The sequence below is a fragment of the Bacillus sp. ISL-18 genome (assembly GCF_018613415.1).
Classification (GTDB): domain Bacteria; phylum Bacillota; class Bacilli; order Bacillales; family Cytobacillaceae; genus Neobacillus.
In genome coordinates, this window is sequence record NZ_JAGGQG010000010.1 from 203,320 (window position 1) to 219,894 (window position 16,575).

Genomic DNA, 16,575 nt, shown 5'->3' on the forward strand with positions numbered 1-16,575 from the left:
AAAAAAAGGACCCGCCAAAATCTTGGCAGGCTTCATACAGCTCCTATTTAATGTACTATTTCGTTGGCTTAAAAGAATCCTGTTCTTGAACATACCAATTTTCTTCTGGAACAATATTAGAGACCGTTAAAATGAATGAGGGAATCCGTTCTACATCAAAAACAATAGCTCCAATTTTCTTAGTAAACATGATAAAGGCACTCCCATGGGAAAATCCAGCTAAAGTCTTACCAATATGAAGTAAAGACATGAGTATAGCTTGCTTCTCATCTGCTTCAATTAAAACTTGTGGTGAAAATCTTAAAATCCATTCTTCTCCATCAATAGAAAATCGGTACATGGGCTCCCCCTACCTCATATGACAAAGTTATTATTAAAACATATGAGGAAGAGACTATATTATATTCATCGAAGAATTATATTCATATTTATTAATAAATTATTCAGAACTTATCCGTTTTATAGGAAAAAACCACTTGTCAATTTCCTTGACTGTCCATTTTCATTATTGTATATTTAAAGCATCATGTAAGCGAATATATTTCCTAGACATGATAATATTTAACTTGGTACCGAATGGTGCCACGATAGGCTTAGGAGGAAGAAGTACATGCAAAACGGTAAAGTAAAATGGTTTAACAACGAAAAAGGTTTTGGTTTTATCGAAGTTGAAGGCGGAGACGATGTATTCGTACATTTCAGCGCAATCCAAGGCGACGGCTTCAAATCATTAGAAGAAGGTCAAGAAGTTTCTTTCGAAATCGTTGAAGGAAACCGTGGACCACAAGCTGCTAACGTAGTAAAACTATAATCATTTCTACTAACAACCATTCAAAGGCTGACGAAATTCGTTAGCCTTTTTAATATGCTTAATTTAATTTCTTACCATACTCGCGAAGCTGCTCGCCAACTGTACATTGAGAAATACAAAAACGATGAGCAGCTCTCCGCCCATCTGCTTTTTTGATAAATTTATTCAAAAAGCAGCCATTACAATATTGATTCATCAAGCCTTCTACCTGGCTCAATAATTCCTTTCTCACTGAAGGCTTCATGATGGGTAGCACCCTCCCCTATAGTATTAATGTTTTAGCAAAAATCTCTTTCCCCTCTAATGCTTGGGTAGCCAATTTATCAGCTTCCTTGTTTTCTTTTCGAGGAATTACCGTGAATTTCGGATGCATTCCTAATGCCTTCATTTTTTCTTCAATTCGGTCAAGCCAGCGGTTTAGGGTTTCTTCGTAACACGGCCAATCTCCTTCAAGCTGCTTTAATACCCCTTGAGAATCACCCTTAAACTCGCAGGATAAATGATGTACGCCTAGGTCTTCTAAGATATTTAATGCAAAATAAAATGCAGCATATTCTGCCTCATTGTTCGATTCCATTTCGTCAAATCGTTGATTTGCACGAATACGATACTTCTTTTTTCCTTGCTTAAAAAAGATAACAGCTCCAAGTCCACCCTGATTACTTTCCTTTTGAAAACCGCCGTCAAAAAAGACCGTTATGTCATGAGGATCCTCCTCAATTTCCGTTAGCAGTTTTTTCATTTCCTTCAAAATCCAAGATGTTCCTGCTTCGTCATAAAAGTATAACTCTGTTACTTTCCCGCTAGCTTCTAGTTCTTCAGCAAATTGAACTGCCAATTCACCTGTAATCCAATCAGAAGAACATTGAACCTTTTCATTACTCTTTACCTTATATATCCACTCAAGCTTATATTTCATTTTTTTTCAGCCTCTCATGATTGTTTTCTGCGTCTTACCATCTAGCTTATTCTTTCATGATAAAACTATCGATGCTTTTATTCTGCCCACTTCTACCAAGAAAAATATTTACCTGCATGACGATATGAAAATATGTTAAACTTTTAATACTAAGGTGAACATTTATCATCCAAGGAGGAAGCAGTATTGATTGAAGTCTATATTGATGGAGCAAGTGCTGGTAATCCTGGACCAAGCGGAGCCGGGATCTTTATTAAGGGAAACGGTACATCAGAAAAATATGCGATACCGCTTGGAAACATGTCAAATCATGAAGCAGAATTTCATGCTTTTATTGAAGCACTTGACATATGTTTAAAAAAAGGATTGGGCCAATCTATTGTTTCTTTTCGAACAGACTCTGAACTTGTAAATATGTCTGTGGAAAGAGAGTTTACTAAAAATAAATTGTATGCACCCCTACTGGATAGGGCGTTACAACTAACCAAAGAATTTGAATTATTCTTTATGAAGTGGATCCCTAGTGCTGAAAACAAAGTAGCAGATCAACTTGCTAGATTGGCGATTCAAAAAAATAGCCGTGAGGAGAAAAATTAGACATCATGAAACCATCATTAATTGCCGATTTAAGCCTGCTTTTTGTTACATTAATTTGGGGGACAACTTTTGTACTCGTTCAAAATGCGATTGATTTTCTCCCTCCCTTTGCTTTTAATGGCATTCGTTTTTCATTGGCAGCACTTCTTTTATTTTTATGTCTTCTCTTTTTTGATTTTAAACAGTTAAAACAGTTAAACTTAAAGTTATTAGGCTCGGGGGTATTTATCGGTTTATGGCTTTTTCTTGGCTATGTAACCCAGACCCTTGGTCTCTTGTATACCACAACATCTAAGGCAGGGTTTATCACTGGACTTAGCGTTGTATTGGTCCCGCTCTTCTCCATGTTTTTACTAAAACAATATCCGAGTAAAAATGCTGTCTTTGGCGTTATTGCCGCAACCATTGGGCTATTTTTATTAACGCTGGCTGATGTATCAGGTTTAAATATTGGTGATGGTTTTGTTTTTATCTGTGCAATTAGTTTTGGTATGCATATTATTATAACCGGTAAGGTCAGCAATAAATACCCTACTCTGCTTTTAACGGTTATTCAAATTTTAACGGTAGCCTTATTATCCATATTTTCTTCTTTCTTTTTTGAGGATTGGAGGAAGTCAGTAATGATCGAGGTTTTATTGTCAAAGGATGTTTTAGCTGCATTAATCGTTACCAGCGTTTTTGCAACAGCAATGGCTTTTTTTATTCAAACTAATTTTCAAAAGTATACATCTACAACCAGGGTTGCATTAATTTTTGCGATGGAGCCGGTTTTTGCCGCTCTAACAGGGTTTTTCTGGGCCCATGAACGCTTATCCATAAGTGCTCTTTTGGGTTGTATTCTAATCTTGCTAGGAATGATTTTTGCCGAGCTTCCAGCAGGAAGGCTGGCATTGTTAAGAAAAAGTAAAAGTTTGGAAAGTTAACAAGCTCCCATCATTGTCAGGGAGCTTTTCTAATTATTAAATAGCCAATAATTCATTTTCCTTCACATATTTTAATGCAGCTTTCCTCGTATTAATATTATTGGCAGTTAACATCTCGAGCAAAGCTACATAGAAACTCCCGTCAAAACGTTTTTGCGCTTTTAAGGTTAATTCGATCGCGGTATTAATCATCTCATCAGAAGCATTAGTATAATGTTTGCCGAAGAAAATAAAACCAACCGCATCGTCTTGAAAGTGAAAGCCCTTCCCTTTCAAGTAGTGCAAATAATCTTCAACTGTTAACAAGGTTTAGACCAATCCTCTCCCACACATATGAACAGTTAAAATCTTAACTTAATTTTAGACAATTTTCTATCTTTTTTTGTTAAAAGGTGTCCAATTACCCCCACTAATACTCCTAGAACTGCTCCTCCGACTACTTCCTCCGGCTGATGACCTAACATTTCTTTCAACTTTTTTGGGGCTTCTTGTTTATATTCCAGACTTTCTTCTTTATTGATTTTTTCAATTAAATCATTCATTGAATTTACTCTAAGAGTAAGTTCTCCCGTCTGCCTTCTAACTCCTTGTGCATCATACATAACAATTAAGCCGTAGACAAGCGAAAGTGCAAAGTCAAAGGTTGGCAGTCCCCTTTGCAGTGCAATATACGTAGTCAAAGTGGAAACACCAGCAGAATGAGAACTTGGCATTCCGCCTGTTCCAAAAAATAAGTCTGGCCGCCATTCTTTCTTTTTAAAATAATGAATGGGAATCTTAACACCTTGGGCAAGACCAATGCTAAAAAGGGCTAAATAAACACCTTTGTTCATCCTATCACCTCTACTCATTATTGTTTAGAAAGTGGTGTTTTATTATTCCTAGTGGAAATACTAAAAAAGTGGAGGTGAGTGTTTTGACTAAAAAAGGTAATGCTAGTCGCGGAGTGAAAGCTCCTGGTGTAAATCCTCAAGGATATGGGCAGGATGCAGAAATGACAGAGGATCCAAAAAGCCAATTAGAAAATAGGGCTAAGAAAAGTAATACAAAAATATAACACAACCATTCATTGTGGGTATGAGAAAAGGGTGTCCAAATGGTTGGGACACCCTTTATATTTAGGAAATAATTGCCTCATCAAACGGAAGCAGCCGCTGTAAACCTCGAAGTTCCATTTCTTTCAATTTATTTAATGCTTTTTCCATGGGAATTTGCAGCCCAGCCTGATCCAGTTGACAGGTAACGGGAACATCACATTTTATTTCCGCTAAGGTTCTAGACAAATGGAGCATATCTAAATCTTGCTCTATTTTAGATTTATGCGATTTTGATAAACGGTCAAGGTTCGAAATAATACCTTCTACATGTTCGAACTCTTTTAAAAGCTTAAGGGCTGTTTTTTCACCAATCCCTTTTACCCCTGGATAATTATCACTTGGATCACCCATAAGTGCCTTTAAATCAATCATCTGTCTTGGCATGATTCCCTTTTCTTCATAAAAGGTTTGTGGTGTATGAACAAGGTAATTACCATATCCCTTTTTGAGTAAAATAACCGAAATATCCTCATCAAGTAGTTGAAGAATATCCTGGTCACCCGTTAAGATCGACACATGGGCAGTATCCTTCATTTGCTGGGCAATCGTTCCTATACAATCATCTGCCTCATATCCAGTCAAGCCGATATTAGGAATATCAAAGGACTCAACCACCTCTTTGACCAAATCAAATTGTGGGATAAGCTCAATCGGAGCCTCGCCCCGATTACCTTTATAATCAGCAAATATTTCCGTTCGAAAGGTTTTACTACCCATATCCCAGCAAACGACTAGATGTGTCGGCTTAAATTGAGATACAGCCGTAAATAAATGCTTAACAAAACCATGAATTCCATTAGTCGGAATTCCTTTTGAATTTATCATAAATTGGCCTGTTACTGCAGTGGCATAAAAAGCGCGGAATAACAGTGCCATACCATCAACGAGCATTAGTGAAGGCTTTTGATTTTCCAATTTCTTAGTCCCCCTTTTGGTATACTAAAAAAACAGCACGTCTACCATTATACCATAAGAAGACTAGGATGATGATTCAATTTTATTTTCATCATACGAAATCCAGTCACTAAAGCTTCCAATATACAGCTTCACTTTTTCAAAACCGGCTTCCTTTAGTGCCAGAAAATTGGGGACAGCCGTTACCCCAGAGCCACAATAAACGATAATCGATTGATTGGAATCAAGATCACAGAATCGCTGCAATTGTTCAGAAACCGGCAAATAATGACCAGCCCTTACTCCCTCCATCCACGGTTTATTAAGAGCGCCTGGAATATGGCCAGCTTTTTTATCTATTGGTTCTTCTAAACCAAGATATCGCCTTTCTTCACGTGAATCAATTAAGACCTGGTTTTGGGTTTCAACAGCTATCTTGACTTCTTCAAAAGTTGCCAGTAATTCGGACCTAAGTTTTAATCGAAAATCAGCCTTTTCAAAAAGGGGGATTTCTACAGTTACAGGTAATTTTGATTCTTGCCAGGTTTTGAACCCGCCATCAAGTACAAACACTTTTTCATGGCCCATGTATTGCAAAAGCCACCAAAAACGAGCGGCAAAGGCCCCTTCTCCTTGATCATACGCAATGACAATTTTATCATTATCGATTCCTGCATCTTCGATCTTCCTAATCAAGTCGTCAATATCTGGCAATGGATGTCGACCACCATGCTCCCCGGTGGTTCCTGATAAATCTTGTTCTAAATCAAAGTGGACTGCTCCAGGAATATGACCTTGTAAATAGTCTTTTTTTCCCTGTAATGGGTCAGCCAATGAAAACCGGCAATCAATTACTCTTACATTCTCATCATGTAAATTTCCCAATAACCATTCCCTGTCTTTTAAAAACCTCATCCAGACGTCCCCCCTCCATTATTCAGAAAGCTTTTGCTCTATTTCTCTTAAACGTTCGACCGAAACACCTCCATCTAATGCCGAAAGCAAACTTAAATAAAAATCTTCAGCCTGCCCCTCCATTTGTTGTAACAGAAGTGTAAAATTGTCACTTAATTCTACTACATAATGGTCATTTAGTCTGACCGCTTGTTCATTTAGATAATGATCTGCCAACGGATTCAGAATTTGGAACAGTTCATCACTCATGAACTTCTTTTCGTTTTTCTCAAAAAAGGACTTAGGATTTTTAAAATAGGATAGTGCTTTACTAAAATGCTGTTGGCTTACATCCTTAAAGGCAATTGGAAAATCAATTTGATTATTTTCCTTTTTATCAAATACTGAAAAGGAGAGATCACAGTTTACTTCATGAAAACTCCTCATGAGACGTTCTTGATAATCGATGATCTGCTTTTCCATAAACCGATCTAATCTAACGGTTGTTGCTCTAAGCTCTTGAGCGAAATCGTAGCCAAAACTTTCCAAAAATTCTTCAAGACCAGTCTGTAAGGCTCGCTTCAAGTTGCGACCATCATCCCTTAAGGTAGACGGATTAAATGCCTCTTTAAAAAATTCACTAAACCGCAGGAAGACTCTTTGTTTAATATAAAAAACTAGTTCTTCTGCTTCTTGTATCATTCGATTTTGCATGGTTTCAACTTTTTGATTTTCTAACAAATCCTTAATCTTGGCTTTTTGGTTTTCTAATTCAGTTCGTTTTTGCGCCTTACTATTCAAGTCTTGTTGAGAATTGTGGATAAGTGTAGTAACTAGTTCACGTACTCGCAACAATTCCTTTTCCGCGGAGGCAATGGCCATTTCCGTTAGGTCATCGGAAATAAATTGATAAAAGGCCTGCTCAAATCCTTTCATACCGGAGAATGATTCCGTATTCCCAGTCGTTTTCTCTTTTAATCCCAGAAGACTAGATAAGGAATAAAGATGAGGATTTCTAATCCCAAACTTCATTAGATTTTCTTCTACATATTGGGAAACAAATTCCTTTTCTTCTTCATTTTCGGCAAGATCAATGGCATTAATGACGAAAAACATCTTATCCATTTGAAAGGATTCCTTTACACGTCCTAACTGTATTAGGAATTCACGATCTGCCTTCGAGAAAGCATGATTATAATACGTGACAAAGAGGATAGCATCAGAATTTTTAATATAATCGAAGGCTACGCCCGTGTGTCTAGCATTAATGGAATCGGCTCCAGGGGTATCTACTAATGTAATTCCTTTCCGTGTTATCTCACAATCATAGTAAAGCTCAATCCATTCCACGTAACAGGATTTTTCTTCCTGAGCCACAAATTCCTGGAATTCGGATAAGCCCGTTTCCTTTATCGTACCAAGTAATGGAACAAACAGGTTATATCCTTTTTTAAATGCATGTAAAAAAGCAAAATGAGTTTTTTCAAGAACCGTTTGCCCTTGCTCAAGTATGATCCGATCAATTAAGGTTATTGCCTCCGAAAATCCGGCTGCATGCAGGTCAAAAACCTTTAAGGAACGATTTATATCTTCAAGCATTGTATTTGATTCTTTAAACTTAACTAGAACGGTCCCGTGTGAATATTGATCCGTTACTGGTTTGATTTTATTGATTGCTGCCGTAGTGGGATTAGGGGAGACAGGTAATACTTTTTCTCCTATTAAAGCGTTAGCAAATGAAGATTTCCCTGCACTAAAGGCACCAAATAAGGCAACCGTAAAACCCTTATTCTCTAAACGCTCTGCTTTCTCGGTTAATTCATTCGAAATCTTGTGGAAACCAGGCAGGTCTTTGACAAGCTCCGAAGTATATCGCAGCTTTGCCGTTATTACCTTTAAGTGATTTCCTTTTGATTCCTTTTCGTTTTTGGTGACTACATGGTTCCTCTTTTTTTCCATTAAACTATCAGGCTTTGTTTTCAATTTCTTGAAGTCCCCTTTGGAATGAACAACTTCGTATTCTTCGGCTTCACTTGTGAAGAGATGATAAAGATCTTCCTCTATCGTTGTCTGTGAGGTCAACAGTTCATTTATCATTTTTTCTCTGTCTAAATGGGTGTGCTCATTCCGTTTAAGTTCTTCTAATGCGTTTACATACTTTTCAATTTTCCTGTATTCCTGTTCATATCTGTGCTGCAAGCCAGTACTCTGTTCTTTTAAAGCCGCAAATAATATCGTTTTAAAGTCTGTTAACTGTTTCCTTGCATTTCTTTTGATTTCATTGGCTACGTCCTCCGTGTAATGAAGGATATAATCACCAGTAACACGCGCCCCAGGTTTAACTGTATTTCTTAATAAATCAACTGGAACAGGAATGGAATAGGATTGTGCTAAGCTATAAAGTTCAGGAAGATCAAGCTCGGCTGCTTTTAACGTATGGAGTAAAAATTCCCGGAGATGCCATTCCAGTTGTGTTTTTATTTTCTCCACAAGATCCTCATAAAAACTTGTTAATCGTTTATTTTTCTCCTCTTCCGTTTTTTGTTTGGAAAACAATATACCCACTTTAAATTCAGGCTGACAACTTTCCAAATATTTCTCAGCTAACTCTCTCGTTTGGAACGGCATGAGATAGGCAGTTTTCATGATTTGGGCAATTTCCAAATCAAATTCTCTTTCCTTTTTACCCGTTCCCTCTTTGACACTGTTCAGCTCAAATTCTAGTTTTTGATAGTTTGCTGATAACTCTTGTTTCTCCTGCTCTGATAATTCATTGAGCACTTCTACTATAGGAGACAGCGCCTCTCCTTCCTGCTTTTTCAATTGGCTTAAGTGGTCTAGTGCAATTTTCTTTAATGAGTGATAAATAGATGGAACTAATAGCTGATCTTTCCCTGCCAGTTTGTCTGCAATAAATTCTTGGAGCTGCTGAAACTGATTATAAGGGTGATGTTTCTCTTTTAAAGAGGTATAAAAAATCCTTGAAGGTTTTACCCCCCATGATGCAAAAGAATCGATCACACTCGTTTGAAAGTCTTGAAATGTTAATTCCTCATCTTTATGTTTATCAATTTGATTGATGACAAGAAATACCTCTTTTCCTGCCTCCGTCAACTCTTTTGTAAATAAAAAATTTAATTCGGCTTGGACATGGTTGTAGTCCATTACATAAAAAATCAAATCAGCTAAATGGATAGCGGATTCTGTGGCGATCCGGTGAGCATCATCAGCTGAATCAATTCCAGGTGTATCCATGATAGTCGTATTTTCTGGTAACATTGATTGACTGTGACTAATCTCCACTTCCTCTATTGTGTCCCCGTCTTTACAATAATTTTTGACTAGATCGTAGTCATATGGTGCCAAATATAGTCTTGGTTTTTCATTTTTGAAGAATACTTTTGCATAATCCTCACCCGTCTTTACCTTAACAAGATTTGCACTTGTTGGAATGGGGCTAGCTGGGAGCAAATTCTCCCCAATTACCTGATTGATCATGGTCGATTTACCTGCTGAAAAATGGCCGCAAAAAGCAATTGAATACTCCCGATTCTCTAATTTTTTTGCTAGCTGTTTCACTTTTTCAGCTTGGACTGGATCATTCTGATTTCTTAAATATTCATAAATCGAAACAATTTTTCCTTTAAGTGTTTGAAAAGTTTCTACCCGTTTGGCTGTTTGCACCATTAACTTATTCCCCTTAGCATCGTAGTAATATTTTTTATTTTATACGATAATTCAAACATTTCCTATTATGTAATTTCCTTTTGGAGTGAAATTTTCAGGTAATACTAAAAAAGCCAAGGATTTCTCCCCGGCTTTCCTTAAGATATTACGATTGAGTTACATTTTTTAAGACGTGCTTCATGACAAATGCGTATATAATCACCGTTCCACCAACAAAAGCAAAAGTCATTTTTAACACCTTCCTCGTTTTCATCACTTGAGAATGATTTTCATTATTGTAACCATTTTAACATGAGTGATAATCATTTTCAATAAGCATTTCGGAAGTGTCACATTTATTTAACAATCTTTGGTATAAAACGGTGACAGTTTCGGAAAGCTTCATCATACTCAGTTAGTGTATTAAGCGCCATTTCTTCCAAGGGAATTCGGATCTTAAGCATTAAAATATTTAAAACAGTGAAAAGTACAGCGGTAAAAAAAGAGTTAAACAGTAAGGGAACAGACATTAATTCAAGTGCGACGACCAAATAATTGGGATGTTTTAAATAACGATATGGTCCCTTTCTAATTACATTTGTATCTGCCAAAACGAGTATTTTTGTATTCCAAAATCTCCCTAAAGAGGTAATAACCCATATTCTTACAGCCTGTGCCAAACCAAATAAACATAAAAACACAGGCCACGCAGGAGATATTCCCCGTGGTATCATTAAGGTTTCAGCGGATAAAAAAATAAAAAAAAGCACATGTAAAAGAACCATATACTTATAGTGCCTTTGCCCAAATTCAATTGCCCCCTGCTGTTTCATCCATTTTTCATTCCCTCTTGCAATATAAAGCTCGATGATCCGCTGTAGAACGATGACAGATAGTAATAGAATGAATAAAAGTGATTTCTGCATTATTGCCACCTCAAAAGAAGTAATTCTGAGCTGAATCCAGGACCGAGTGCTGTTGCAAGCCCCCAGTCATTTTTAGGGATATCCTGCTCCATAAAACGCTTTAATACAAATAAAATGGTAGCTGAAGACATGTTTCCATAATTCTTAAGAACATGATGAGAGATGTCATTCATCGAGGGTTGAATCTCCAGTGATTTTATATAGGCATCCAATACTTTTTTACCTCCAGGATGGGCAATAAAGTGGTTGATTTGGCTGAGTTCCATTTGCTGTTCAGATAAAAAAACAATCACATTTGGTTTTAACCATGCTTCAATAATATGTGGAATGTCCCGCGAGAAAATGACAAATAACCCAGTGTTTCGGATATTCCAGCCCATAACATCTAAAGAATTGGGCATCAGTGTTGATTGAGTAGCGGCAATATACGGTATGGCAGACTTCTTACTATATGCCTCTTTTTTAACTTCATCCCCTATGACCAATGCACAGGCAATACCGTCGGCAAATAGCGATGTTCCAATCAAGTTACTTTTTGAAAGATCATTCTTCTGAAATGTTAAACTGCAGAGTTCAACCGAAAGGACAAGTACTTTCGCCTTAGGAAAGGCCATACAGTATTCAAAGGCCCTTGATAATCCTGCAGCCCCCCCAGCACAGCCCAATCCCCAGATTGGCACCCTTTTTATATGGGGATTAAAAGGTAGATGGTTAATAATCCTTGCATCAATACTTGGGGTTGAAATTCCGGATGTTGAGATAAAGAAAATAGCGTCAATCTCTTCGTATGAAATGGGTTCATTTAGAAAGCTGTTACTTTGTAAGCATTTCACGATTGCCTCTTTACCGAATGTAACAGCACATTCAATATAGGCATTGTTCTTCTCCTCAAAAGAATGATCTTCTTTAAACCATTCCAAACTTTTTGCAAAGTATCTTTTTTCAATTTGGCCGTTCTGGAAGGCTTTTAAGAGTCTCTCAATATCCTTGAATGAGCCGGAAAAAAGGTCTCGCGCAAACACAGATGCCTGATCTTGATTGACTTGAAAAGGGGGGGTGACTTCTGAAACGGATAAAATGGAAGGCATGAATCAGTCTCCTTCTTTATGATTAAGGATATTTTTTCCGTTAAAGGTAAATTTATTCTAAACCGTCAGCAAAAAAAAAGCTTCCCACTGCTGGGAAGCAAACGTTTTGAAGGTTGTTGCTGTGCAATTAAATTATATCGCGGTTTTGAAATTCCTTCATTAGATAAACTTTTCCAATTAAATTTTTTCTTTCCTGTCATTCTCCTGTGCTTACTTTTCGGATTGCTTTTGTACTTCTATCTTAATTTTGTTAGTGGCCAATACACCACACACCTTACAATACTCTTTTTTATCATATAAAAGTCGACAATTCTCGCAATAATATTTCTCCAACAAATATCACTCACTTTCTAAAAAAATGAACTATATAATTAGCTTATTTTTTTATTTCAAGAGTGTTACCTAGTTCAACATATAGGAGCTAAGTGTTTGTGAAATAATATTCAATTACATTTATCACTTGCAAAATAGACGCGTTCACAGTTTATTCATATTTATCAAACGGGTTAGTGATATAAATCACTGTTATATCAAGTTTTTATCATTAACATAGTTATTAAATAAGGAATGAAGAATTTGTGAACTTCGCAAATTGATATTTTTCTTTCGTAATTGTTTTGTATTATGAAAGAGAGAAGTGATTTATTTATTGTTAATTTTCTGAAGGGAGTGCAGGGGGATGGCGAAAGCGGAATTGAAAACAAAACAAAAAACAGAAGTGGAAGATAGCTCTTCTCTTAAAGGGACATTAGCGTCCGTTTTCTTTTTGGGGGCATTTATTATTGTGTCTTGGGTAAGTGTCTATTACCTTTTCGTCGAACGCTTTTAACTGTTGAAAGGGGTAAGTTGTTATGCACATACATAAATTCGAAAAAATTTGGCTGACCTTCGGTATTGGCTGCCTTGTCGTATTCCTATCAGTAGTGGGAGTCAGCGCTTTCTACCTAGGCAACAAGCCGGCTAGTTGTTTAACTACTATTAATTCTGAAAAAGTGGATCAGACAAAGCCTTTTGATAAACCCGGTATACATAAGGTGGAGGGAAAAGAATGGGATTATGAGCTAGTTTTTGTAGCATCCACATTCTCCTATAATCCTGCACAAGTTAAAGTACCGCTCGGTGCAAAGGTGAAGGTTATCGCTACAACAAAAGATGTTATACATGGTTTTGAAATGGCGGGTACCAATATTAATATGATGCTTGAGCCGGGGTATGTCAGTGAATATACGACTACGTTTGACAAAGCTGGCGAATATTTGGTGGTTTGTAATGAATACTGTGGCACAGGACACCACTTAATGAGTGCAAAGATTGAGGTGATTAAGTAATGGCTAAAGAAACTGCAAAAATAAAAGTAGACCCGCGTGATGCAAAGCTTTCAATGGCACACTTTTTCGTTGCCTTTTCAGCACTTGCTCTGGGTGGTTTGATGGGACTTCTGCAAACCCTTGTGCGTTCTGGTAAATGGGAACTTCCTTGGGGAATTGATTATTATCAAATTTTAACTGTCCATGGTGTTCTAATGGGTCTTGTATTAACAACCTTCTTTATTATGGGATTCCAATATGCGGCAGTAAGCAGAACAGCCGGAGGTCATTCGAACGCTGCCAGACGTTTGGGCTGGATTGGTTTTTGGGTGATGTTAATTGGTACTCTAATGGCGGCAACAATGGTATTACTTAAACAAGCATCCGTCCTTTATACTTTTTATGCACCACTTAAAGCTCATTGGATCTTTTATTTAGGTTTAACCTTTGTTGTTGTTGGAAGCTGGGTTGACGGTGCAGCACAAATTATGACTTATGCAAGATGGCGGAGAAATAATCCTGGCAAACCAAGTCCATTATTAAGCTTTATGGCTGTCATTAACACGGTACTTTGGATTGTCGCTACTCTTGGTGTAGCTGCAACTGTTTTATTCCAACTGCTTCCATGGTCACTTGGTTTAGTTGATACTGTTGATGTTTTAGTCAGCCGTACCTTATTCTGGTATTTTGGTCACCCATTAGTTTACTTTTGGCTTCTGCCAGCGTATATGTGCTGGTATGCTATAATTCCAAAAGTAATCGGAGGTAAAATATTTTCTGATTCACTTGCAAGACTATCGTTTATTTTATTCCTGTTGTTCTCCATCCCGGTTGGATTCCACCACCAATTAACGGAGCCTGGTATTGATCCGGCATGGAAATTTTTACAAGTAATTTTAACCTTTATGGTTATTATTCCATCTTTAATGACTGCTTTTTCATTATTTGCAACTTTTGAAAGGTTTGGCCGCTCCAAAGGGGTAACTGGTCTTTTTGGCTGGTTTAAAGTATTGCCATGGAATGATGCTCGCTTTACAGTTCCATTTATCGGAATGGCTTCATTTATTCCTGCCGGTGCAGGTGGGATTATTAATGCCTCAAACCAAATGGACGAAGTAGTTCATAATACCATTTGGGTAACGGGTCATTTCCATTTAACAGCCGCAACATCTGTTGTATTAACATTCTTTGGTACCTCTTATTGGCTGGTACCGCATTTAACTGGACGTACATTAACGAAAGCGATGAATAAATTGGCTATAATCCAGGCATGGATCTGGTTTATCGGTATGGTATTCATGTCAGGAGCGATGCACATTGAAGGTCTGCTTGGCGGACCAAGACGTTCTGCTTTTTCAACCTACGGCGGAGCAAAACAGGCGGCTGAGTGGATTCCTTATCAAATTGCGCAGGCAGTAGGCGGTTCGATTTTATTCTTAGGGATTATCTTAGTCATTATTATCTTTGTCAATCTTGCGTTCTTTGCTCCTAAGGGTGAAGAGGAATTTCCTGTGGCTGAAGCGGAGAGTACTGAACAACAGGCCCCAATGGTATTTGAAAATTGGAAACTATGGCTTGGTATCACTGCAGCACTCATTTTATTTGCTTACACGATTCCGTTTATTGATATTATCCAGAATGCTCCTCCTGGTTCAAAGGGATTCCAAACATGGGGTAAATGGTAATTGTTAATTGATCAAAAAAGGCTTCAATCATCAAGATTGAAGCCTTTTTTATCGTTAATTTAGTTTGTAAACATCTGAATATTTTTTATATAGATAATCAATTAAGTAGTTTGGATTCAGCCCTTCGCCAGTGACATCCTGTAAGATCTCAAGTGGTTTTTTTAATTTCCCGTATTGATGAATCTTTTCAGTCAGCCATGATTTTATTGGTAAAAGATCTCCATTTTCCACCAAGCGATTAAACTCGGGAATCTCTTCTAGCAATTTATGTTTAAATTGGGCCGCATACATATAACCTAAGGCATAAGATGGAAAATAACCAAAGCTGCCGCCTGCCCAGTGAACATCCTGCAGGACTCCTTCCGCATCATTTTTCGGGCGGATCCCAAGATACTCTTCATATTTATCATTCCAGATTTCTGGTAAATCTTTCACTTCAAATTCACCATCAAATAACCCTTTTTCAATTTCATAGCGGATAATGATATGAAGCGGGTAGGTTAATTCATCCGCCTCGATTCGAATAAAGGAAGGCTTTGACTCATTGATGGCTCGATAGAAATCGTCCAGTTTTATATTATCAAATTGGCCATCTGCAGCATACTGTTTCAAAAGTTCAAAGTTGTTTTTCCAAAAAGAATAGCTTCGTCCTAAAATATTTTCATAGAAAAGGGATTGAGACTCATGGATGCCCATTGAAGTTCCAGTACAAAGCGGTGTACCAATCAATTCCTTAGAGATGTTTTGTTCATATAATGCGTGTCCCCCTTCGTGAATGGTACCAAAAACGGCGGTTCGAAAATCACTTTCATTGTAATTTGTGGTGACACGGACATCACCGGGATTGAGTCCGGTTGCAAAAGGATGGACGGATTCATCCAATCTCCCAGCCTGAAAGTTGTATCCCATTTTCCCTAAAATTTTCAAACTAAAATCCCGTTGTTGCTCTTTCGGAAACTTTTCAAATAGAAATTCCGTTTTTGGCTTATAAGAAGATTCTGAAACAGCTTTAACTAACGGGACTATCTTGTCTCTCAGCTCTTGAAATACTTGATCAAGTACACTTACTGTCATACCAGGTTCGTACATATCTAATAGAACATCATACTTATTTTGTTGGTATCCCCAGTAGCTGATAAATCTTTTTGTCATGGTTACTAGCTTTTCTAGGTAAGGACTAAACAGAGCAAAATCAGCTGTTTCCTTTGCTTCTTCCCAAACACTTTCCGCCTTGGATTGGAGAATAACATATTCCTTGTACTCTTCTTCGGGTATTTTTTTATTTCGTTCATACTCCCGTTTGCATTCTTGCAGAATCTTACCTGTCTTTTCTGACAGTGATTGTTGTTTTGTTAGATTAGCTATGTATGCAGCCATTTCCTCGGAAGTGGACATTTTAAATACTTCAGAGGAAAGCATTCCAATTACTTCCGACCTCTGTTCTATTCCTTGTTTTGGAGCCCCGGTCCGCATATCCCAATAAATCAGTCCAATTGCCTCATTATAAGCGGAGATTTTTTTTACAAAATCTAAGAATTCTTTTTCTAATTGCTTTCTGTTCATACCAAGACCTCCCTGCATAATTAGTTAAATTCTAACATACTATTCTAAATCGCTGACTTAAAGAGTTCAAAAAAACAACAGAAGATCTGTTGTTAGAAAAAAAGAGAAGTTGTTAGGAAAATAAATTTTAAAGTTCAAAAGGGTTGAGAGTGTTTTTCAAGCACTAATCAATTGGTAATGGATTAGAATTATTCAGGTTTAT

Annotated in this window: 18 protein-coding genes; 7 read left to right on the top strand and 11 right to left on the bottom strand. The window is 37.3% G+C overall.

The window, feature by feature from the left end; genetic code table 11:
• Positions 1 to 55: 55 nt before the first annotated feature.
• On the bottom strand, positions 56 to 340 hold the full coding sequence (locus tag J7E81_RS13995; RefSeq protein WP_215043011.1) for a hypothetical protein: 285 nt from the start codon (positions 338 to 340) through the stop codon (positions 56 to 58).
• A 270-nt stretch (positions 341 to 610) separates the two neighbouring features.
• On the opposite strand from J7E81_RS13995, the gene cspD reads away from it, so the two are divergent.
• Complete coding sequence (gene cspD / locus J7E81_RS14000) at positions 611 to 811, top strand: cold-shock protein CspD (RefSeq protein WP_071459908.1); 201 nt, start codon at positions 611 to 613, stop codon at positions 809 to 811.
• 58 nt (positions 812 to 869) lie between these two features.
• On the opposite strand, the gene J7E81_RS14005 is transcribed toward cspD, so the two are convergent.
• Positions 870 to 1,055 (bottom strand): zinc-finger domain-containing protein, encoded by a 186-nt coding sequence (locus tag J7E81_RS14005; RefSeq protein ID WP_215043012.1) that lies wholly within the window; start codon positions 1,053 to 1,055, stop codon positions 870 to 872.
• A gap of 18 nt (positions 1,056 to 1,073) precedes the next feature.
• Complete coding sequence (locus tag J7E81_RS14010; protein WP_215043014.1) at positions 1,074 to 1,730, bottom strand: reverse transcriptase-like protein; 657 nt, start codon at positions 1,728 to 1,730, stop codon at positions 1,074 to 1,076.
• A 186-nt stretch (positions 1,731 to 1,916) separates the two neighbouring features.
• Between J7E81_RS14010 and J7E81_RS14015 the strand changes: the two genes are divergently transcribed.
• Together J7E81_RS14015 and J7E81_RS14020 are read left to right on the top strand one after the other, a co-directional pair.
• The gene (locus tag J7E81_RS14015; protein WP_215043016.1) at positions 1,917 to 2,327 is read left to right on the top strand and encodes a reverse transcriptase-like protein; all 411 of its coding nucleotides are present in this window, start codon (positions 1,917 to 1,919) and stop codon (positions 2,325 to 2,327) included.
• Positions 2,328 to 2,332: 5 nt separating this feature from the next.
• On the top strand, positions 2,333 to 3,253 hold the full coding sequence (locus J7E81_RS14020) for a DMT family transporter (protein WP_215043018.1): 921 nt from the start codon (positions 2,333 to 2,335) through the stop codon (positions 3,251 to 3,253).
• A 36-nt stretch (positions 3,254 to 3,289) separates the two neighbouring features.
• On the opposite strand, the gene J7E81_RS14025 is transcribed toward J7E81_RS14020, so the two are convergent.
• Positions 3,290 to 3,559: a DUF6123 family protein gene (locus tag J7E81_RS14025; protein WP_215043020.1), complete on the bottom strand. Its 270-nt coding sequence runs from the start codon at positions 3,557 to 3,559 to the stop codon at positions 3,290 to 3,292.
• Between the two features lie 35 nt (positions 3,560 to 3,594).
• Positions 3,595 to 4,086, bottom strand: coding sequence for a divergent PAP2 family protein (locus J7E81_RS14030; RefSeq protein WP_215043022.1), 492 nt, complete (start codon positions 4,084 to 4,086; stop codon positions 3,595 to 3,597).
• An 83-nt stretch (positions 4,087 to 4,169) separates the two neighbouring features.
• On the opposite strand from J7E81_RS14030, the gene sspL reads away from it, so the two are divergent.
• A complete protein-coding gene (gene sspL, locus J7E81_RS14035) occupies positions 4,170 to 4,310 on the top strand; it encodes a small, acid-soluble spore protein L (protein WP_215043024.1) in 141 nt (46 codons plus the stop codon).
• Between the two features lie 61 nt (positions 4,311 to 4,371).
• Here sspL and J7E81_RS14040 read toward each other — a convergent pair whose 3' ends face one another.
• The 5 genes from J7E81_RS14040 to J7E81_RS14060 form a co-directional block, all read right to left on the bottom strand.
• The gene (locus J7E81_RS14040) at positions 4,372 to 5,265 is read right to left on the bottom strand and encodes a 5'-3' exonuclease (protein WP_285292017.1); all 894 of its coding nucleotides are present in this window, start codon (positions 5,263 to 5,265) and stop codon (positions 4,372 to 4,374) included.
• Between the two features lie 63 nt (positions 5,266 to 5,328).
• A complete protein-coding gene (locus tag J7E81_RS14045; RefSeq protein ID WP_215043026.1) occupies positions 5,329 to 6,159 on the bottom strand; it encodes a sulfurtransferase in 831 nt (276 codons plus the stop codon).
• Positions 6,160 to 6,177: 18 nt separating this feature from the next.
• The gene (locus tag J7E81_RS14050) at positions 6,178 to 9,825 is read right to left on the bottom strand and encodes a dynamin family protein (protein ID WP_215043028.1); all 3,648 of its coding nucleotides are present in this window, start codon (positions 9,823 to 9,825) and stop codon (positions 6,178 to 6,180) included.
• Between the two features lie 335 nt (positions 9,826 to 10,160).
• Positions 10,161 to 10,730: an isoprenylcysteine carboxyl methyltransferase family protein gene (locus tag J7E81_RS14055; protein ID WP_215043030.1), complete on the bottom strand. Its 570-nt coding sequence runs from the start codon at positions 10,728 to 10,730 to the stop codon at positions 10,161 to 10,163.
• On the bottom strand, positions 10,730 to 11,818 hold the full coding sequence (locus J7E81_RS14060) for a type III polyketide synthase (RefSeq protein ID WP_215043032.1): 1,089 nt from the start codon (positions 11,816 to 11,818) through the stop codon (positions 10,730 to 10,732). Before J7E81_RS14060 ends, J7E81_RS14055 begins: the two co-directional genes overlap by 1 nt.
• Before the next feature lie 679 nt (positions 11,819 to 12,497).
• On the opposite strand from J7E81_RS14060, the gene J7E81_RS14065 reads away from it, so the two are divergent.
• From J7E81_RS14065 to J7E81_RS14075, 3 genes are read left to right on the top strand one after another with little or no spacing between them, the layout of a single operon-like run.
• The gene (locus J7E81_RS14065; RefSeq protein ID WP_215043034.1) at positions 12,498 to 12,647 is read left to right on the top strand and encodes a cytochrome c oxidase subunit 2A; all 150 of its coding nucleotides are present in this window, start codon (positions 12,498 to 12,500) and stop codon (positions 12,645 to 12,647) included.
• 22 nt (positions 12,648 to 12,669) lie between these two features.
• Positions 12,670 to 13,146 carry a cytochrome c oxidase subunit II gene (locus J7E81_RS14070; protein ID WP_215043036.1) on the top strand — a complete coding sequence of 159 codons (477 nt, stop codon included), beginning with the start codon at positions 12,670 to 12,672 and terminating at the stop codon, positions 13,144 to 13,146.
• Positions 13,146 to 14,810, top strand: coding sequence for a b(o/a)3-type cytochrome-c oxidase subunit 1 (locus tag J7E81_RS14075; RefSeq protein WP_215043038.1), 1,665 nt, complete (start codon positions 13,146 to 13,148; stop codon positions 14,808 to 14,810). The genes J7E81_RS14070 and J7E81_RS14075 overlap by 1 nt, the downstream gene beginning before the upstream one ends.
• Positions 14,811 to 14,864: 54 nt before the next feature.
• Here the strand turns inward: J7E81_RS14075 and J7E81_RS14080 are convergent, their stop codons facing one another.
• Positions 14,865 to 16,373, bottom strand: a complete 1,509-nt coding sequence (locus tag J7E81_RS14080) for a carboxypeptidase M32 (RefSeq protein WP_215043040.1) — start codon at positions 16,371 to 16,373, stop codon at positions 14,865 to 14,867.
• Positions 16,374 to 16,575 lie beyond the last annotated feature (202 nt).